The organism is Candidatus Saccharibacteria bacterium oral taxon 488 (assembly GCA_005697215.1).
Lineage (GTDB): Bacteria > Patescibacteriota > Saccharimonadia > Saccharimonadales > Saccharimonadaceae > Nanosynbacter.
The window spans coordinates 641,816-661,281 of the sequence record CP040003.1; the positions used below are offsets into that span (position 1 = coordinate 641,816).

At 48.2% G+C, this 19,466-nt stretch carries 17 protein-coding genes; 7 read left to right on the forward strand and 10 right to left on the reverse strand.

The features are described 5' to 3' along the window. The first annotated feature begins 37 nt into the window (after positions 1–37). Positions 38–2,002, forward strand: a complete 1,965-nt coding sequence (locus tag FBF24_03390) for a 1,4-alpha-glucan-branching enzyme (protein QCT40915.1) — start codon at positions 38–40, stop codon at positions 2,000–2,002. A gap of 42 nt (positions 2,003–2,044) precedes the next feature. Here the strand turns inward: FBF24_03390 and FBF24_03395 are convergent, their stop codons facing one another. Beyond that, entirely contained in the window at positions 2,045–2,623 is a 579-nt protein-coding gene (locus FBF24_03395) for a uracil-DNA glycosylase family protein (GenBank protein ID QCT40916.1), read from the reverse strand. An 80-nt stretch (positions 2,624–2,703) separates the two neighbouring features. Between FBF24_03395 and FBF24_03400 the strand changes: the two genes are divergently transcribed. Then, positions 2,704–3,156, forward strand: coding sequence for a hypothetical protein (locus FBF24_03400; protein ID QCT40917.1), 453 nt, complete (start codon positions 2,704–2,706; stop codon positions 3,154–3,156). Here FBF24_03400 and FBF24_03405 read toward each other — a convergent pair. Together FBF24_03405 and def are read right to left on the reverse strand one after the other, a co-directional pair. Then, positions 3,137–3,850, reverse strand: coding sequence for a phosphohydrolase (locus FBF24_03405; GenBank protein QCT40918.1), 714 nt, complete (start codon positions 3,848–3,850; stop codon positions 3,137–3,139). The genes FBF24_03400 and FBF24_03405 overlap by 20 nt on opposite strands. Before the next feature lie 151 nt (positions 3,851–4,001). Further along, the gene (def, locus tag FBF24_03410; GenBank protein ID QCT40919.1) at positions 4,002–4,547 is read right to left on the reverse strand and encodes a peptide deformylase; all 546 of its coding nucleotides are present in this window, start codon (positions 4,545–4,547) and stop codon (positions 4,002–4,004) included. Between the two features lie 255 nt (positions 4,548–4,802). Here def and FBF24_03415 point away from each other — a divergent pair, with 255 nt between their 5' ends. Both FBF24_03415 and FBF24_03420 read left to right on the forward strand, forming a co-directional pair. Continuing rightward, entirely contained in the window at positions 4,803–6,566 is a 1,764-nt protein-coding gene (locus tag FBF24_03415) for an ABC transporter ATP-binding protein (GenBank protein QCT40920.1), read from the forward strand. A 44-nt stretch (positions 6,567–6,610) separates the two neighbouring features. Then, positions 6,611–7,264, forward strand: coding sequence for a DedA family protein (locus tag FBF24_03420; protein ID QCT41176.1), 654 nt, complete (start codon positions 6,611–6,613; stop codon positions 7,262–7,264). Positions 7,265–7,307: 43 nt separating this feature from the next. Here the strand turns inward: FBF24_03420 and uvrA are convergent, their stop codons facing one another. After that, complete coding sequence (gene uvrA, locus FBF24_03425) at positions 7,308–10,142, reverse strand: excinuclease ABC subunit UvrA (protein ID QCT40921.1); 2,835 nt, start codon at positions 10,140–10,142, stop codon at positions 7,308–7,310. Between the two features lie 147 nt (positions 10,143–10,289). On the opposite strand from uvrA, the gene FBF24_03430 reads away from it, so the two are divergent. Next, positions 10,290–10,709: a hypothetical protein gene (locus FBF24_03430; GenBank protein ID QCT40922.1), complete on the forward strand. Its 420-nt coding sequence runs from the start codon at positions 10,290–10,292 to the stop codon at positions 10,707–10,709. A 42-nt stretch (positions 10,710–10,751) separates the two neighbouring features. Here the strand turns inward: FBF24_03430 and sbcB are convergent, their stop codons facing one another. The 4 genes from sbcB to FBF24_03450 form a co-directional block, all read right to left on the reverse strand. Continuing rightward, positions 10,752–12,167 carry an exodeoxyribonuclease I gene (sbcB, locus tag FBF24_03435; GenBank protein QCT40923.1) on the reverse strand — a complete coding sequence of 472 codons (1,416 nt, stop codon included), beginning with the start codon at positions 12,165–12,167 and terminating at the stop codon, positions 10,752–10,754. Between the two features lie 38 nt (positions 12,168–12,205). After that, a complete protein-coding gene (obgE, locus tag FBF24_03440) occupies positions 12,206–13,525 on the reverse strand; it encodes a GTPase ObgE (protein QCT40924.1) in 1,320 nt (439 codons plus the stop codon). A 64-nt stretch (positions 13,526–13,589) separates the two neighbouring features. Then, positions 13,590–14,630 carry a LysM peptidoglycan-binding domain-containing protein gene (locus FBF24_03445; GenBank protein ID QCT40925.1) on the reverse strand — a complete coding sequence of 347 codons (1,041 nt, stop codon included), beginning with the start codon at positions 14,628–14,630 and terminating at the stop codon, positions 13,590–13,592. Between the two features lie 324 nt (positions 14,631–14,954). Next, positions 14,955–15,752, reverse strand: coding sequence for a hypothetical protein (locus FBF24_03450; GenBank protein QCT40926.1), 798 nt, complete (start codon positions 15,750–15,752; stop codon positions 14,955–14,957). 164 nt (positions 15,753–15,916) lie between these two features. Here FBF24_03450 and FBF24_03455 point away from each other — a divergent pair, with 164 nt between their 5' ends. After that, positions 15,917–16,486, forward strand: coding sequence for a hypothetical protein (locus FBF24_03455; GenBank protein QCT40927.1), 570 nt, complete (start codon positions 15,917–15,919; stop codon positions 16,484–16,486). Between the two features lie 2 nt (positions 16,487–16,488). Beyond that, positions 16,489–16,713 carry a hypothetical protein gene (locus FBF24_03460; GenBank protein QCT40928.1) on the forward strand — a complete coding sequence of 75 codons (225 nt, stop codon included), beginning with the start codon at positions 16,489–16,491 and terminating at the stop codon, positions 16,711–16,713. Between the two features lie 13 nt (positions 16,714–16,726). On the opposite strand, the gene FBF24_03465 is transcribed toward FBF24_03460, so the two are convergent. Further along, positions 16,727–18,400 (reverse strand): DNA mismatch repair protein, encoded by a 1,674-nt coding sequence (locus tag FBF24_03465; protein ID QCT40929.1) that lies wholly within the window; start codon positions 18,398–18,400, stop codon positions 16,727–16,729. After that, a complete protein-coding gene (locus FBF24_03470; GenBank protein ID QCT40930.1) occupies positions 18,397–19,452 on the reverse strand; it encodes a DNA cytosine methyltransferase in 1,056 nt (351 codons plus the stop codon). The genes FBF24_03465 and FBF24_03470 overlap by 4 nt, the downstream gene beginning before the upstream one ends. Between the last annotated feature and the right edge of the window lie 14 nt (positions 19,453–19,466).

Here is a 19,466-nt window from a genome sequence, read left to right on the forward strand (position 1 = left end):
GATAGATTATATCAGTTTTTTCCGCTACACTATAACCATGAGCAAGAAAACCCTGGTTGAGCTTGATCCGTGGCTGGCGCCGCATGAACCCGTCATCAAGGCGCGCGAGGCCTATGTTTCGTCGACACTCGAAAAGGTTTTGGATGGAAAATCGCCGGCAGATTTTGCGCTGGGGTTTCATCATTTTGGACTGCACCGCACTCAAGACGGTTGGATTTTTAGAGAATGGGCGCCAAACGCTACACACATAGTAATGGTCGGCGATTTTTCTGACTGGCAGGAGCGTGAAGAATTTACCCTGCAACCCGGTGCGCATGGCGAATGGAGTGTTGATTTGCCGAGAGACGCACTGCACCACGGGCAGAAATATAAGCTGCGCGTCTATTGGCCGGGCGGAGCTGGTTGGCGCTTGCCATCATATGCCACCTACGTTATTCAAGATGATGATTCGGTGGATTTTTCGGCCGTGGTATGGCAGCCCGATGAGCCATATCAGTGGCAGCACAACATTCCATCTGCGCCAAACGTGCCGTTAATTTATGAGGCGCATGTCGGTATGAGCAGCGAGGAGGAAAAGGTCGCCACTTTCAATGAATTTACCGCGGGCGTCCTACCGCGCATCAAACAAGCCGGCTACAACACCATCCAACTGATGGCCATCGCCGAGCACCCGTACTATGGCAGTTTCGGCTATCACGTCAGCAACTTTTTCGCGGTGTCATCACGGTTTGGCACACCGGATGATTTCAAGCGATTAGTTGACATAGCACACGGACTGGGGCTGCGCGTCATCATTGATATCGTCCATGCTCATGCCGCTAAAAATGAAGTCGAGGGCCTCGGCAATTTCGTGGGCAGCCTGACGCAGTATTTCAAAGCTCTCGACCATCCAGCGTGGGATTCGCGGCTGTTTGATTATGGTAAGCCGGAAGTACTGCACTTTTTGGCCAGCAATTGCCGCTGGTGGTTGGATGAATACCACGTTGACGGTTTTCGGTTTGATGGCGTGACCAGCATGCTATATCACGACCACGGTCTAGGCAAAAGTTTCACCAGCTATGATGATTATTTTACTGATGATGTCGATAAGGACGCCTTGGTCTATCTCAGACTGGCCAATGACATCATTCACGCCGTTCGCCCCGATGCCACGACCATTGCTGAGGAAATGAGCGGACTACCGGGCTTGGCGGCACCGACAGAACACGGCGGCCTAGGCTTTGATTATCGATTGGCGATGGGTGCGCCCGACCTCTGGATCAAGACATTGAAGGAGAGGCGTGATGAAGATTGGGATTTGGGCGAGCTGGCGCATACGCTGAGCTCGCACCGCCCAGAGGAAAAAGTCATCAGCTACGCCGAGAGCCATGACCAAGCCTTGGTCGGCGACAAGACACTGATTTTTCGGCTGATCGACAAAGACATGTATTGGCATATGAACAAAGACGATCCGGACCTGACCGTGGAACGTGGCATAGCCCTACATAAACTGATTCGACTGCTGACAGCCGGACTGCACGGCGGCGGCTACCTTAATTTTATGGGCAATGAATTTGGACATCCCGAGTGGATCGACTTTCCGCGCCAAGGTAATAATTGGTCATTCAAGCACGCGCGGCGCCAGTGGAGTTTACGCGACAATGGATTTTTGAAATACCAATGGTTGGGCGAATTTGACGCGGCGCTGATGAAAATCGTCCAAGCGGTTGACGACCTGGGCATTCACTATCTGAACATTCGCCAACACGACCATGTGGTTAGTTTCATACGCGGCGATCTGCTGTTTATCATGAATTTTTCACCCAACCAGTCGTGGACGGATTACGGCGTACCAGCGGCGGCTGGGTCATACCGGGTAGCACTCAGCAGCGACGACCAACAGTTTGGTGGACAGGGCCGGGTTGATCCTAATGGCCGCTACTTTACGACGCCACATGGCAACGAGCATATTATACGTGTATACACACCGACACGAAGTGGCCTCGTGCTACAAAAAGATTGACCGCGAAGCTATGTTAGTATGAATACCCTACCATGATCTTGACTACTGTGCTAATTCTTTGACCATCTCAGACAGAATCGGAATGACGTTCATTTCGAACCACGGATTGTGCGCCCGCCAGCGTAAGTTAAGCGGTGATGGATGGACAAGTGGAAAATAATGAGGCAGATACTCCACATAATGCGCGACTGTTTCGGTCAGGTTGCGCTTCGCCTGCTTATTAAGATAGTATTGCTGAGCATGAGCACCAACTAAAATCGTCAGCCTCACATCCGGCATCTGTGCTAGCAGCCGTGGATGCCACTTTTTGGCAAACTCCGATCGCGGCGGTAAATCACCATGCGCAGCCTTACCTGGATAATAAAAATCCATTGGCATTAGAGCAAACAAATCAGGATCATAAAATTGTTCATCGGTAACCCCCAGCCACTGACGCAACGTGCGACCACTGGCATCATTCCATGGCGTGCGTGTTTCCTGCGCTATTCGTCCCGGCGCCTGACCAACCAGCACGATACGTGAGCAGGGTGAAGCGGTATAGACTGGCGGCCAACCACGAGCGTGAAACGAAGCATTCATACTATCTTGATCGATTTCATCATATAGCAACGGCCTAGTCATCACATTAGTATATCACAATCATTCTATACTGTTCACGCTTCAGACTACCCTTCGTCAATATTATGTGATATATTGTTCACATGGATATAAACTCAAAAAATATCATAGCTACCTTGATCTCGCTCGGCATCCCACCAGCCTCAGCGACAATTATCCATTGCCTCCTTATCACCCCACCGTACCACCATAGCCACACAAGCCTGCATGAGCAAACTGGCTTTAGCAAAGCAGCTATCACCGGTGGACTACGCTATCTAGAAACACTTGATATGATCTCCTACCGGATAGACAGTTCACGGCGGCAGCATATCGCCCTTGCTATCAAGCCGCTCGTCACCTACATTCAACAACGTATGTTGCTGTTCGACAAACTGGCTGACGAATTACACGCAGCGTCAGCCGAACAAGCAGACAGTGATTTTTCATCAGATATCACCACGATAGCTGAGCTGTGTAGCGTAATCAACGAAACAATTTGGCAGGCTATAACGACCTGGGAAGAGCAATATACCTCTACTCATCCATCGAAGTAAGATATTCTTCCAGGAAATCGCCCCACTCCGGTGCATTCTTTTCTCGAAAATAGGCACGAAGAAAAGTAACCATAGTTTGCTGACGAATTAATGCTTCGTCTCGGCCCGGGTCGGTCATCATAATCTTTGGTAGCTTCAATAACTTTTCAAAGAAATAATTAATGAAGCTATCGCCATCATGCGTGCCACCATTAGCGTTATATCGATGCGCATCAATGTTCACATCAGGCCAAACAGTTGGATCAAATATCCGACAACTACCGTGATTCACCGCATAAATAAGTGCCCGCTCGATACCGCATGCCCCAATTGCATCACACATATCAGCGTCAGACACCAACCGACCAGCTAGACGCTCTGGCCGCACACCATGTAGATAACGACTATAGCCGATCCGAGCAATATTATGACGCACCGCATCCTGCAAATCAGCCGCAACACCAGCTTTCGCCATAATTGACGTGGCATTATTGAGTTTATCCGCCTGCTTTTTGCCAACTAATTTATAATCATCAACGTCGTGCAGCCATGCCGTCAACAGCACTTCGTCCATCGAAGCCGCTTCTTTATGCTCATTCGCGAATCGCTCCGCTAGCCGTGCTACACGCTCAACGTGATCGTCGCTATGGCCTGACGTATCGCCGCCAAGCAGTCGGCAAACTTCCCGTCTTACTATCGTCATTGATTTGTTCATAGACTTTATTATACACCCCCATGCAAGTTATGGACGTAAATCTATTTATTAGCTACGAAACCCCAAGGTGCATAATGCATCATACACACTCGGAACAACGTAACATGCAGCAGGATAACATCAGACTGCTCGATTCATCTCGGTAGTTACACTATTCCTGAGCACTGTCAGCCGAGGCGCTGCGGATCGCCAGCTCGGCCAGGTCGGCCTCCTCTGTCCGCGGCTCACTTTTTTCTATCCTGTCTGTAAAAAAGATACCGTTCAGATGATCTGTCTCGTGCTGGATAACCCAAGCATGCATACCATTAAAGGCCTGTTCATGCGTCTCGCCCTGCTCATCTGTCCAGCGCAACGTCACCTTAGGGTAACGCGTGGTAAAGCCCATTGGTGTCGTTTCGGAATCACCCGTCACTCCACTCAGGCAGCCCTCTGGATTCGAGCTCTTCACAGGTTCACCACTATATTCAACAATCTCGGGGTTAATTGCCACGAGCCGAAATGGCTTGGCTTTAGCATCCTCAGGCGGCCGCACATCAATAACAAAGATTGCGAGATTGCTCCCAATTTGATTGGCAGCGATACCTACACCCTCGGGACCCTGTGAGCGCAGCGTATCGAGCATATCTGTTATGGTCTGCTGTACATGACCGCTCCCTATGTCCTCATGTTCGACGGGTATCGCTTCTCGCGTTAGTATTTCATGGCCATCTTCAGTAAAAAATTTATAATTTCGCGTTTCATGTCTTTATTATACCATATTTATCGGGTAATAAATAGTAAGACCATCGCAATATTGACGGTTCTTCCATCAGTTGACAGTCGACACACCTCTGTTATACAATGAAATTTGTATTATTATCGTGAGTCTTGGTCGCCCGAGCCAACGAGCCAACCATAACGGATCGTGGATGACCTATCTTTATATCAAAATATAAATCTAAGGAGTTTTACCTTGCGACAACAACACGCAAAAACAACATTACAACTACTATGGCGAGCGTCACGTCCATACAAATGGCGACGCAATCTAGCGCTCATTACAGCTACCTTAACCTTGGCAGTAGGCACAATCGTCGGGCCGCTGATTATCGCACAGCTCCTGGATATGATTCAACATGGTCAGCTACAGACCGGCTCTGTGTGGACTCTTGTCATTCTCTATGGCCTCAGCCAACTGTGGTCAGAGATTATTGGATGGCGAATAGTACTGTATTTGATGTGGACGCTAGAAACCATTATGCAGCGCGACATCGCAAACAAGGTATTCGCCAAGCTGTCTGGCGAGACCATGTTTTTCCACTCCAATAAATTTGGCGGCTCGCTCGTTAGCCAAAACAGCAAGCTCAGTGGCTGTGTTGAACGATTTTGGGATGAGCTAGTATGGGCAGTACTGCCGCTAGTCATCTCACTCACCGGATCAATTGTCATTCTGTCGATGTTACTCTGGCAATACGCGCTCTTTCTATTCATGTTCTCGATTGTTTTTGGTGTAGCCGTCTTCTTTGGCTCGCGCCCAATGGCAAAATTAAGCCAGCGTGAAGCAGAGGCCAGCAATAAGGTAAGCGGTAACCTCGCTGACATGGTGTCGAATGTACTTGCTGTCAAATCATCCGGCGCTGAAAAAATTGAGCAGCAGCGATTTGATAAAACGAATCGTGCATGGCGCAAGGCTAGCCTGGCCACCATGCGAGGGTTCCTCACTGTCAGCAGTGTTTACTCAACGATAAACACCAGCATCCGAATCGGTGCCATCGTGTTCGCTATTTATGCAGCACAGTATAATGTCGTTTCGGTCGCAGCGGTGTACTTAATCATTACCTACACTGGTAGTGTTGCCCGTGAGCTGTGGAATATGAATAGCATCATGCGCAATTATAACCGGATCATCGGTGACGCTCATGAGATGATCGAGATATTACACACACCAACATCACTTGTTGATAGAAGTGACAAAAAGCTTCATGTTAATCGCGGTGTTATTGATTTTGATGCCGTAACCTTTACGCATGACGAAGGCAAGGGGGCGATGCTGTTTCGCGACTTTTCATTGCATATTACGCCAGGCGAAAAGGTCGGGCTGGTTGGTTCTAGTGGTTCGGGCAAGACGACTCTGACGAAATTGCTGCTGAGATTTGCCGACATCGACTCGGGCGCAATCATGATTGATGAGCAGGACATTGCCGAGGTCACACAGGCCAGCCTCCGTTCGCAGATCGCTTACGTGCCGCAGGAGCCGCTGCTGTTTCACCGTTCGGTGCGTGAGAACATTGCCTATGGCAAGGCCGACGCTACTGATGCCGAGATTGAACAAGCAGCCAAAAAGGCGGGGGCCTATGATTTTATTACTCAGCTGCAGGACGGCTTTGACACACTGGTCGGTGAGCGCGGCGTAAAGTTGTCGGGTGGACAGCGCCAGCGCATTGCTATCGCCCGAGCAATATTAAAAGACGCGCCTATCTTGGTGCTGGACGAGGCAACCTCAGCGCTTGATTCTGAATCAGAAGCGTTAATCCAAAAATCACTCAAGACGCTGATGAAAAACCGGACCTCTATCGTCATTGCTCATCGACTTTCAACGATTGCCAAGCTTGATCGGATTATCGTGATGCATAATGGCAAGATAGTCGAGGATGGATCGCATGACCAGCTTATCAAGCGCGGTGGTCATTATGCAAAGCTATGGCAGCATCAGTCTGGTGGCTTTATTGACGCCTAACCAGCACAGTCTCTAGGTAGTATGCTATAATGCATAATGATATGATGCACGCGTTTATTGATTTTATTGTTCATTTTGGTGTTGTCGCGATTTTGCTGGTTGTCTTTGCCGAATCGGGCCTACTCTTTGGTTTCGTCTTTCCGGGCGATAGTCTGCTATTCACGGCTGGCTATATGGTGCAGCAGCATATTTTACCAATTGACATCCACCTCTTTGCGCTGTTACTCTCGCTGATGGCTATCCTTGGCGATAGCGTCGGCTACGCATTTGGACATAAAGTTGGCCGTAAATTATTTGAACGCAAAAACTCTCGCTTCTTTAAGAAGAAATATCTCGTGCAAGCCGAAAAGTTTTACGAAAAGCATGGCTCACTTACTGTGGTGCTGGCACGGTTTGTACCGATTGTACGTACGTTTGCGCCAATCGTGGCCGGCGCTAGCAAGATGCACTATCGAACTTTTATTATTTTTAATATTCTCGGTGGCGTTATTTGGGCCACGCTTTTCACCTACCTCGGATTCTTTGCTGGCAAGGCGCTCACCGACGCTGGTGTTAATATAGAAGTCGCCGCACTGGTCATCATCTTTTTGTCAGTACTGCCAATGATCATTCACGCCCTCAAGCAGGAGCACACTCGCGCGGCACTGCGCCAACAAGTATTAGTCCTGCTCGGCAAGACTCGCCGCAAAAAGCAATAAGCCTTCATGTATGAAGACTGCTCGTTAGTAACTGTACGTCAAACTACAGCAAACTTTTCAGATACGTACCGGTAAACGATTCTGGCACGTTGGCGACTTCTTCTGGCGTGCCGCTTACCACCACCGTACCGCCGCCGAGGCCACCCTCAGGCCCCATATCGATAATCCAGTCAGCCGATTTGATGACATCCAAATTGTGCTCAATAATAATCATGCTATTACCGCCATCAACCAGCTGCTGCAAAATTCCCAGCAGCCGCTTGACGTCAGCAGAATGCAGCCCAGTTGTCGGCTCGTCCAGAATGTACATCGTCTTGCCCGTCGAGCGCTTGGACAGTTCCGTCGCTAGTTTAATCCGCTGCGCCTCGCCGCCCGAAAAGGTGGTTGCTGGCTGGCCGAGCTTGATATAGCCAAGGCCAACTTCCACCAGCGTTTGTAGTTTCCGAGCGATATTTGGCACGCTATCAAAGAACTCCGCCGCCTGCTCGACTGTCATATCGAGTACATCAGCAATCGTCTTATTTTTATACTTAATTTCCAGCGCCTCACGATTGTAGCGCCGACCATGACACTCGTCACACTGGACGTAGACATCCGGCAAAAAGTGCATCTCGATCTTGATCATACCGTCGCCTTGGCAATTCTCGCAGCGGCCGCCCTTGACATTAAAGCTGAACCGGCCCGCCTTATAGCCGCGGACATTAGCCTCAGAAGTACTAGCAAACAGTTCGCGAATTGGCGTAAAAATGCCAGTGTAGGTCGCTGGATTAGAACGCGGCGTGCGGCCAATTGGCGACTGATCGATGACGATAGCTTTATCTAGCTGCTTAATACCCTCAATTTTATCATGTGCCCCTGGTACGTCACTGGCTCGATTAAGCCGTGCCGCTAATTCTTTGGCGACGATATCATTGACTAGCGTCGACTTACCGCTACCTGATACGCCCGACACCACCGTCATTAGACCCAAGGGAAACGCCACGTCGATCTGCTTCAAATTGTTCTCGCGAGCCCCGCGGACGATTAGTTGACGGCTCGCATCAACCTGGCGGCGATGTTTTGGTACGGCAATTTTTTCTGCACCCGACAGATACCGGCCAGTCACGCTATCTGCACATTTGGCTACCTCTTCAGGAGAACCCAGCGCCACCACCGCGCCGCCATGCACACCAGCGCCTGGGCCCATATCGATCAAAAAGTCACTCTGCCGAATGGTATCCTCGTCGTGTTCGACTACCAGCACCGTATTGCCGAGATTACGTAGGTGCTTCAGCGTAGCAATCAGCCGATCATTATCGCGCTGATGCAAGCCAATCGACGGCTCATCCAGCACATACAGCACACCCTGCAAACCGCTGCCAATCTGTGTCGCCAGCCGAATTCGCTGCGCCTCGCCACCGCTCAGTGTATTGGCGGCGCGCCCTAACTCCAAATAATTCAGCCCGACATTACTCATAAAGCCGAGGCGGGCGGTAATCTCTTTCAAAATAAGCCGCGCGATCATTGCCTGCTGCTCGTTCAATGTTAACTTGTGAGTGAACAAGTCGAGCGCATCATCAACGCCAAGGTCGCAAATATCCATGATATTCAGACCCTGCACGGTTACCGCCAAAACAACCGGTTTTAGCCGCGCACCGCCGCAAACATAACAATCCCGCTGGCGCATAAACCGCTCAATGTCCTTGCGCATAAATTCGCTATCGGTTTCTTTCCAGCGCCGCTCCAAATTCGGAATCACCCCTTCATAGGTTGTATCATAATGCCGCCCATTGCCAAGCTGCACTGGATACTTCTGATCGCCCGTGCCGTAGAGTACTTTCTGGCGCGCCTCATCAGACAACTGCCCAACCGGCGTCCGAATACTAAAACCATGCGCCTCGGCTACCGCCGAAATCTTGCGCATGTAAAAGTTATCAACATTAATCCGGTTGTATGGCCGAATTGCCCCCTCGGCAATCGTCAGATTCTCATTCAGTACTAAACTAGGATCGACTTCCAATCGGCTGCCAAGTCCAGTACAACTCGGACAGGCCCCTTGCGGTGCATTAAAACTAAATAGACGCGGCTCAAGCTCTGGAATCTCCTCATCCGGATGGTCAACACAGGCATAACGCTGCGAGAATGTCTTTAATTCATCAGTATCAGCATCCAGCACCTCAACCACACCCTGACCAAGCTCCAGCGCCTGCTCGACGCTCTGGCTCAACCGGCTAGTCAGGTCATTGTTCATTGCCAGGCGATCAACCACTAACTCAATACTGTGCTTATAACTTTTCTGTAACTGCGGAAACTCATCCAGTGCATACACCACGCCATCCACGCGCACCCGGGCGTAGCCTAGCCGCCGATACTGCTCTGGAATGTGCGCAAACTCGCCCTTCTTATTCTTGACAATTGGTGCGAGTAGCAGCAATCGCTTGCCATCATATTGCTTAGCAATCTCCTGGATAATCGCCTCGGCTGTACGGCGCGACACTGGCTTATGGCAGCGCGTGCCGTCTGGCTTGAGAGCCGGACAATGCGGCGTGCCAATCCGCGCAAACAAGAGGCGCAGATAATCATAAATCTCGGTCACCGTCGCCACGGTTGAACGCGGATTACGGCTGGTTGACTTTTGATCAATTGAAATTGCCGGGCTCAGGCCCTCGATGCTATCAACATCCGGCTTATCCATAATGCCTAAAAATTGCCGCGCGTAGCTCGACAGGCTTTCGACATAGCGGCGCTGTCCCTCGGCGTAAATCGTATCAAACGCCAGCGACGACTTACCGCTGCCACTCAGGCCAGTGATCACCACTAATTTATCGCGCGGAATTTCCACGTCAATATTTTTCAGATTGTGTTCACGGGCGCCCTTGACGCGAATTACCTCTGGCATATCTGGTCTATTATACCGAATAGACGTTTATTTTTCCAGTTGCAGCGGACGAGATAATTTCCCCTGATACCACACCATAAATGTATTTATAAAAACATATTATGCTTATGATTGCAAATATAATAATCGGCTGTTATAGTAAAATACATGAAGAGGTTTGTGATCATCTGTGGAATCGCCGTTGCCGTCGCAACCTTGTTTTACATGACTCGTGAAGAGTGGTTTTCATTCATGGTTATCGGCAGACTTCCGTTCACCGGTATCATTCTGCCAGCAGCTATGATGATGGGTTTTTGGATGATCATTGTACCAGCATGCATTATTTGGGCCAAGTCGATCAGCGTCACGTTCTGGAACAGCATTGAGATGCTAGGACGATTTGATCAGCGCCGTATTAATCGACAGTTCCGCCTGGCAGCGCGAACTCATCACGCTGCCACACAACAGGTGAGTTTAGCAATGGTTGCCACGTGGCTAGCAATAACACAGCGCTATTTAACACAGGCTGATGCCACTACAAAAGCAGATGACCAATCAACCGCACGATTGGCCGTGGCGACGAATTAGTACGCTACGCCTGACTTATTCAAGTTTAGCTAAGTTCTCATCCTAGTCCTCAGTCGGCACTATTGCCTCTACCCACAGCTGCAATTCCTGTAATATAAACTGTTGTTCATCAGTCGCTGTCGGCACCAGACGCTGCAGAGACGCCATGAATTGTGGTAGTTGCGTCTGCAAGTGCTGCGCCCGCCAGACTTCCCACTGAGCCAGGTCATCTTCACTGAGCGAACGCGGAAAGTTGCGTGCTTTGTAGTGCAGCAATAGCGGCGCTAAACGTTCGTCCTGGAACTCTGGATGAAAATCAGCCAGCTCACGCTCATCAGCATTGCGCACCGCCTCAACTCGCAGGCGGTCACGGTCGTTCAAAAAGCCGTCGTATAATTGTGCTTCTGGATCAGGCAGTTTTTTGAAAGCTGGCTTATTTTCAAAAATAGTCCGTAATTTTTCGGCAAAGTCTGGGTGATTCAGTAAAATATTTTGATGTTTCTGTACTGTCTTTAGATCAAGCGAAATCTTCTGCCAGCCGTCGCCCTGCTCCAGTACACCCAGCGGCGCCACCGCCGGACAGCGATTATATTGTAATTCTTTTACCGGTAATTTAACGAAATCCTCAGCTTGACGCTCCTCCCACGAAGCAAAAATCTTCGCCGTTAGCTCGTTCGTATCCAGCCCAACAAACGGCGTCGGATCATAGCGCAGATCATAGGCAACCACGCCGCCGTTTCGACTAGTCGTCAGCGGAAAGGCCACCGTGGTTTTGGCAAATTCCTTATCGTAACGCCCACTGGCATAGATAAACGGTTTTTTGTCGTCCACGTTGACCAGCTGCTGGACTACTTTTTTGTCGCGTATTTTCAGCAAATAATCATACAGTTGCGGCTGCTTTTGCTTGATCAATTTTGTCACTGCAATCAGCGCCGTCACGTCCGCTAAGGCGTCATGAGCATTTTCGTGGGCAATACCATTGGCGCTAGTTATTAGTTCCAGGCGATTGCTTGGCTCACCCTTATCGTCAACTGGCCAGTTAATCCCCTCCGGCCTGAGCGCCCGCGTCAATCGCACCACGTCTAGCAAATCCCAACGCGAGCGGCCGTCTTTCCAGCTCCATTCGTACGGATCATGAAAATTACGCCACAACAAATGGCGAATAAACTCGTCATCAAACCGAATATTATTAAATCCAACTGCGATGGTATCCGGCGTAAAAATCTCCTCACTCAGCATCCGTGCAAACTGTGCCTCAGTGTAGCCTTCCTCGACCGTTTTTTGCGGCGTGATGCCAGTTACCATCAGCGCGTCAGGACTCGGCAAGGTATCATCATTTAATGTCACCAGCAGATTATACGGTTCACCAATCGGTTCGAGATTCATGTCTGTTCGCTGCCCAGCAAACTGCATAATGCGGTCTTGCCGCGGATTTAGTCCGCTGGTTTCCAGGTCATAGAAGAAAAATGTTTGTGCCATAACTATAGTATAGCAAAGCCACGAGATGACACCCAAATCTACTGCTCAACCAGCGTAAACGGTGTCGATTCGCCGATCTGCACTACGGTCTCGCCGACTGCACCCTGGCGAATGAGTTCGTGAGTGATGCCCATTTTTCGCATAATGTCCCGCAGGCGATTGACCGATTCAAATTGATCAAAGTTAGTACGGCGAGCAAACTTTTCAATCTTAGCCCCGTGGATAATGAAACTGACCGCATCTTCATCGTCTACATTGTCAGGCTCCGCGCCAACCACCCGCTCTACCGTCCAGGCGTCAGACGCTGCTTGTGCATCCAGCGCGATTACCGGCAGATCATCGCCCTCTTCCTCAACCATCTCCGCCTCACGTGCCCGATATTCAGTAACTTCCCGGCGCAGCAAGCGTAGTAGTTCCGTCACGCCAGCATGTGTCTGCGAGGAAATCGCCACCACTGGCGAACCATTGGCTACATTTTGTAGCGCCGTCGACTGCATGGCAATAATTTCATCGTCTAATCCTTCGCACTTCGTCAGGGCGATGATCTCTGGACGTGCCGCTAGTTCCTCAGAATATTTTTCCAGCTCACGGCGAATGGTCTGGTATTTTTCTGCTGGGTCGTCACTATACGCGTCAATCATGTGCAGCAACACGGCTGTCCGCTCAACGTGGCGCAGGAACTGATCGCCCAAGCCTTTACCTTCCGAGGCGCCTTCAATCAGCCCTGGAATATCGGCAATCAACACCGAACTATCATCAATATCCGCTACGCCCAGATTTGGCGTCAATGTCGTAAACTCATAATTAGCAATTTCCGGTCGGGCGTTAGAAACCACGCTTAAGAATGTCGATTTACCAGCATTAGGAAACCCAACCAAACCAACGTCGGCCAGTAATTTTAGCTCCAACTCTGCCTCAAATTCTTCACCCGCCTCACCGAGCTCAGCGATCTTTGGTGCTTGGCGCGTACTGGACGTAAAATGCGCGTTACCAAAGCCGCCATCGCCGCCACGAGCGACCACTGCTTGTTGCTGGTCTACTGTCAAGTCTACCACCACCTTGCCGTCACGCTTGACCAACGTACCCATTGGCACTTTGACAACCAGCGGCGAGCCGCTCTTGCCGCGTTTATTGCGCTTACTACCGTCACCGCCATGTTCCGCTTTTAACTCTGGTTTATAGCGAAAGTTAAGTAGCGTATTCAGGTCTTTGGTCGCCAAAAACACAACGTCACCGCCGCGTCCGCCATCGCCGCCATCAGGGCCACCCTTGTCAACATATTTCTCATGCCGAAAACTGACTGCGCCGTTGCCGCCCTTGCCAGCTCGCACTAATACTTTCGCTGTATCTGCAAACATAATTTCAGTATACCAAAAAGCGCCCCCGAGAGATAGCGGAGGCACTTTGTTGCCTTAGAACATCCTAGTGGATAAAGTTATACCGACCAACTTCAGACATCGGGATTGTTCGATGCGTCACGACGTTATACCCAGCATAATTCATGTCGCTAACGTAGATCGTGCCACCTTCAACCCGCTCGACCATACCGACGTGGCCAAGACCGCCACCGCCCCATGTCGTCTGGAAGATTGCCCCTGGCGCTGGTGTATGATTAACAACAAAACCTGCTGCCCGAGCACTTGCCGCCCACGATATCGCATTGCCCCAGAAGCTACCGATTGGTCGACCAAGTGCTGCCCGTCGCTCATATACATACCACGTACAGTTACCGAGAGCGTATCGGTTGCCGACTGATGCCCGAGCGTAGCCATAACTAATGCCGCCGATCGCACCGCCCGTTGTCCGCCCGGTATGGCCTCGACGACCCGAGCGCGACGCCACGTAGCCTGGCTGCTCATTTTCTGGCAGTACGCCACCCGGCAAGACGATCCGTGTGTCTTTGGTTAGCGCCGCCCCATTTGCTAGGTCGTTATATAGTGCCACCCGTTCAGGATTCGCTTTATACTTTTCTGCCAACTTTTCAATAGTATCGCCGTCTTTGACCGTATAAACCACACCATCAACCATCGGGACAGTCAATGTTTTACCGGCTTCAACCGCATCAGATGTCGTATTGTTCGCCCAGCGTACCGTCTGTGCTGTCACGTTAAACTTCTTGGCAATAGAATTGATCGTATCACCCTGTTTAGTGACATAAGTCTTGATACCGCGCTGGGCCGACTTTTCTGGCTGGACGATTTGTGGCTTGGAGATAACTTCAGTATCGCCCTGAGCCAGTTCTTTTTTGATCGACAGTGTTGCCGTCGCTTCGCGCAAGTCACCCGCAGTCGGCAGATTAACTGTCTCAGCTAGATCAGTTACCGCATTAGCAGCCGCTAGCTGGTCTACCGAAACCTTATTGGCCTTATTCGTCTCATGAGCTGGACCAGCAGACGGTGCGACCGGCTGGGAGGCGGACACCGAGCCCTGCCGGCTGGCAACCCCGCCCGTTTGGTAGCTCAATGCCAAAAATGAAATAACTAACAGAAAAATCCCACCGTACGCCGATACTGCGCTTAACTTGAGTTTTTTGCCCCGACGGGCAGATACTTGATTACGAATAACGCTTCTCCCGTGTCAATGTCTCCATCAACACTGACTACCGTACTAAGTCTTTCTTCTCGCACAAGAACAGGATGCATTGTCGACCTAATAATTAGTTAATATTGCTAAACGATTAGTTTTCCGCATCCGTGCGACCGTTCTGGTAGGCCCGCGCGCCTACACGGCGTATACCCTGTATGAGCGCAAGCTTGTTTCTATTATACGCGATCCTCTCATAATTTGTCAATGCTTTATCTTGTAATACACCTCGCCCTTTAGCATATACACCAGCCCAACAACAAAACTCAATATAACTGCATGTGGCACCACCGCAGACATCGCCATCATCATCACAAAGAGAATGGTAGCAGGAGTAATATACAACAGTGTCGCGACAAGTATGAACGCACATATGAGTGCGAACGGCACTCGCACCATCAAGGTCACGCCAATCTTGCGACAACGTAGTCCCCGCTCCTGCTTGGTTTTCTCCGCCTCAGATAGTTGATCGGCTGGACGTGGCTGCCAATATGACGCCCCCTTAGGCATCGCGATAATCTTCCATAGCCACAGTGAGCCAATAGTCGTACACGCCACCATAAACAATATAGCCGGGAGCGAGTTATTAAAGGCTAGTGTAGCACTAAATATCGCACGGGTAGCCTCTCGAAGCGCTGAACTAAATGGACCAACCTGAAAGACATAAAATTGCGCCAACACAATAAATTGCACCACCGGATACACCACAGTCATGGCAAGCGCAGTGATTCGTTGCCGGTACTGGTCAGTTCGACGGGACTGCTTCAAGACAATGAGGCCCTGGACGAGGAGCGACGTGATAGCCATACCGATAATAGCCAGTATTAGTGGCATATCCTGAAGGTTCCTAAAGAATAGCGGCAGCTGACCTATGAATACCCCTGCTGAACAAACAAGTATTGCCGCCTCAATAATAATGACTGCCTCACATCGAATGTTACGCTCTGGCGAAGACGTAGCTTGTTTCTTGGGCTTATCCTTTGTGGTCGTCGTCTTTGTCATTCGAGGATTTTCTCCTTTCTTTTTGAAGTATCCTACTGTCTATTATACCAGAGTATTTTTACGTTTTGACGTCAACAAAAATAGCTCGCTATCAAAGCTGAGCGAGCTACTGCAAATACGAACGAGATAAGCATCTCATAAAAATGGTGAGCCAACCAATATAAATGTGGAACTCCTTCTTCGCGATTTGTTTGTGCTACGAGATCGCTTCAAGGGGATTGGTATGGTTATCAAAAATGGCGAGGTGTATTTGCCGGATTTGGAGGAGCACGATGTTTAATTTGCGAAAACCAGATTCAAAACTCTACGACCAAAATACTTTTGACAACCAGTTTATGCGCGACTTACGAAAAGCCCGCAAAAGCATTATCATCGAAAGCCCGTTCCTTAGAGTCGCCCGAGTTGAAAAATTCACTCCAATACTCCACCGGCTCAAAAAGCGTGGCGTGGCAATATTACTTAACACCAAACCACTTGAAGAACACGACGAAATATACAAACTACAAGCCCAAAAGTCTCTGAGTTTACTACAATCAGCAGGCGTCGAAGTGCTTTTTACAGTCAAGCATCACCGCAAATTAGCCATCATCGACAGAGAAATTATTTACGAAGGTAGCCTAAATATTCTCTCATATCGTGACAGTTGTGAGATAATGAGAAGGACGACATCCGCGCTGGAGGCGGAGATGTTGATAGGTTTTATCGGCTTAAATAAATTTATGGAGGTGAAATAATTATGAACGACGAGGACACGATCAAAAATCTTCATCTGTACGAAGACGAAGAAACGATTCAGAAAACGATCCACTATCTGGAGCTTCACGACCCAGACAACGCTAATCGTGAATACGCGGTCGGATTCTTGAAGTTTATGCAGCGATTTGCGCATGCTGCCAGCAAAAGTGAAGGGTTTGATTTTGAGGGGTTTTTGGAAAGGTATAAGAAGTCTTCAAATTCTTAATGCTCAGTAATGCTTAGTTAGAGAGTAGGTTCTTAATTTTTGCTTTTATATTAGCATATACTGTCGTTAACCTACTCTTTGCATCCAGCGTAAGTCTTGATGTATGCATCAATGCGTTGCGAATAGGTGTAAAAGTTTTTTCATCATTTAGAATACTTCCTTGATAACCATTTCTTGGTGGATCTGCAATTGAAGCTAATCCTTCTAGGTCAAGATAGAATAAATCATCATTACTTTCACGTATATCTATGACTAGGTTCCCTTTAATTTTTCCGGTCTCTTCGGATTCTCTATATTGTTGAATTTGATTCCTGGCATCCTTTTTTCGCCTTTCATCACCTTCAAGTGTTATAGCTTTATGCTTTATTAACTTACGAACGAGATTCTCTGATATAAAACATTCGGTATACGATTGAAGGTTAAATGTAGCATCTCCCTCAAGCTCATTTATCCATTTTCTTACTCTTGTGGCAGGCTCCGAAATATCCGATAGGTCTGGCTTATATTCATTTGCCGTCTCATTATATAACTTCTTTGATGCACGTTCTTTGCGCGAAAAACGACGATTATCATCATCTCCGTCTTGCTTAATCTCAATACGCCACTTATCCCATTGGTCAATAATAGACTTGATAGTGGGCTTAATATTTTCAAGTAGCTCAAGAAATAAGGTATCGTCGGAAACTATACCTTCACGACTACTGGTGAACCTATCTATTTCATCCCCATCAAGGTCATCATAGTGGATCTGGCCATACAAATAGCTTTCCGGGACTCTCGCGCTCTGAATGTGTTTCAGTATGTCTCGTTCACGAAGGCGACCGTTGACAAATAAATCTATACCAACCTTTTCTCCGGTTCCTAATATATTCAAATCTTTCGGCTTTTCGACCGAGGCTATAAAACCGCTAATATTCTTAGCAATATTGATATTCTCTGTTCGTATTGCTAATGCCGATAGAGTATAAATAAACGGGTCTTGACCATTTTTATTAATTGACCACAAAAATTGAGTTCTATCAGTTAAGTCCTTTATATCGCCTAAGTCTATCTCATTGCCATCAACATAAATCTTGAAACTTTTGTCAACGAGAGAGAAGCGAAAATATAGCGCAATAGCTTTTCGTATATTCTCTAACGTATTAGCTATGCCACCCTTGAGATTAATGAACTTAATAACAGTCCCATGGTCTATCTCGTCTAGCAACTTTATATCCTCATCAGAAAGCCCTTCTAGTTTATATGATTCATGATCCCTATCATCCTGTATGGCCTCATCCAGCTTACTATTATCTATCACCCCGCCAGTTACTGAATCACCAGATTTTTTTGTCACGATAATGACACGATTGGCGCACGAAAGAAGGGCTAGCTTCCCGATTCCTTTTCTGCCTATATACGGGCGACCCTTTCGTGAGTTTGATCCATTTGCTCGTTTTGAATAGCCAATTCTTAAAAACTTGCCACTAAAATCAGATGCAGACATACCATCGCCGTCATCAATAACGAGCATTTCTGATTTTTCTCTATTTATAATTATTTTGACATTATCAGCATCCGCATCCCAAGAATTGGATATGGCCTCACCTAGTATGGTTATAAAATTTCGATAGAGATTTCTGCCCAGACTGTTTAGTACTGCTAGAGATATATTGAAAGTAAATTGACTATCTTTTTCATCGTTCATAATTTTATATTCTCCAAATGCTCATTAATAGACATGCCTATGATTTTCCCTAAATCAACCGGTACAGCGTTACCTATGTGCCTGCTAATTGTGCCGATTGAAACATTGTTGACGTCTTCAAAGAATTTATAATCTCTTGGGAAGGTCTGAAGTAGTGCGCCCTCTCTAAGAGATATCGCTCTATCTTGCTCAGGATGACCATAACGACCAGTACCGAATGAATAAAATTGCGTTGTAACGGTCGGAGAAGGTTTGTCCCACTCCATACGACCATACACGCTACCGAATGACTTGCCAGACGGCTTTTTGTAGCATTCTGGCAGTAGAGATTCGTCCCAATCTCGCCATGTGCCACCTGGTTTTGATTGCTTGATTCTCTTAAGATTTATCCCGGTTAATCCAGCACTTCTATGAAGAGGGTCGCTTTCGTCAATTTGTCCTTGAGATATCACAGGTAGTTCCGCTAATACGTCTCTGACGGTAAGTTTTTTCTCTATGGAAGTTTCCGGGATTAGCTGAATGTTGCCGTGTTTTGATGCCAATAGAACAAGCCGACGACGCTTCTGTGGCAGCCCATATTTGCTACAGTCGACTATTTTGTAGCTTGTGTGATAACCTAATTCATCTAGTTTCTCCAGAAAATCTTCGAATATGTCGTACTTATGAAGTTCTGGGACGTTTTCCATAGATACAATGTCTGGTTTTATATCTTCAATATACTGAGCGAACGACCTTAATAAATTCCAGCGGACGTCCGTCTTGGTGTCTATACTTTTACGGTATTTGTTGGCGTGACGCGAAAATCTCTGACAAGGCGCGCATCCTACCAAGACCTTAATATCAGCCTTTCCGAACATGCTGTCTACATCTGAACTTGGCAATTTCGACACATCTGCTTCAATAAATTTTGTATGATTATTTTCTTCGTAAGCGTATCGGCACGTTGCATCATTGTCTATACCGGCAACGACGTCCAAGCCAGCTTTTTTTAGTCCGCAAGTTAACCCACCCACGCCGCAAAACAGGTCTACGACGGCAACGTTACTATTCATATTTATAGTATAGC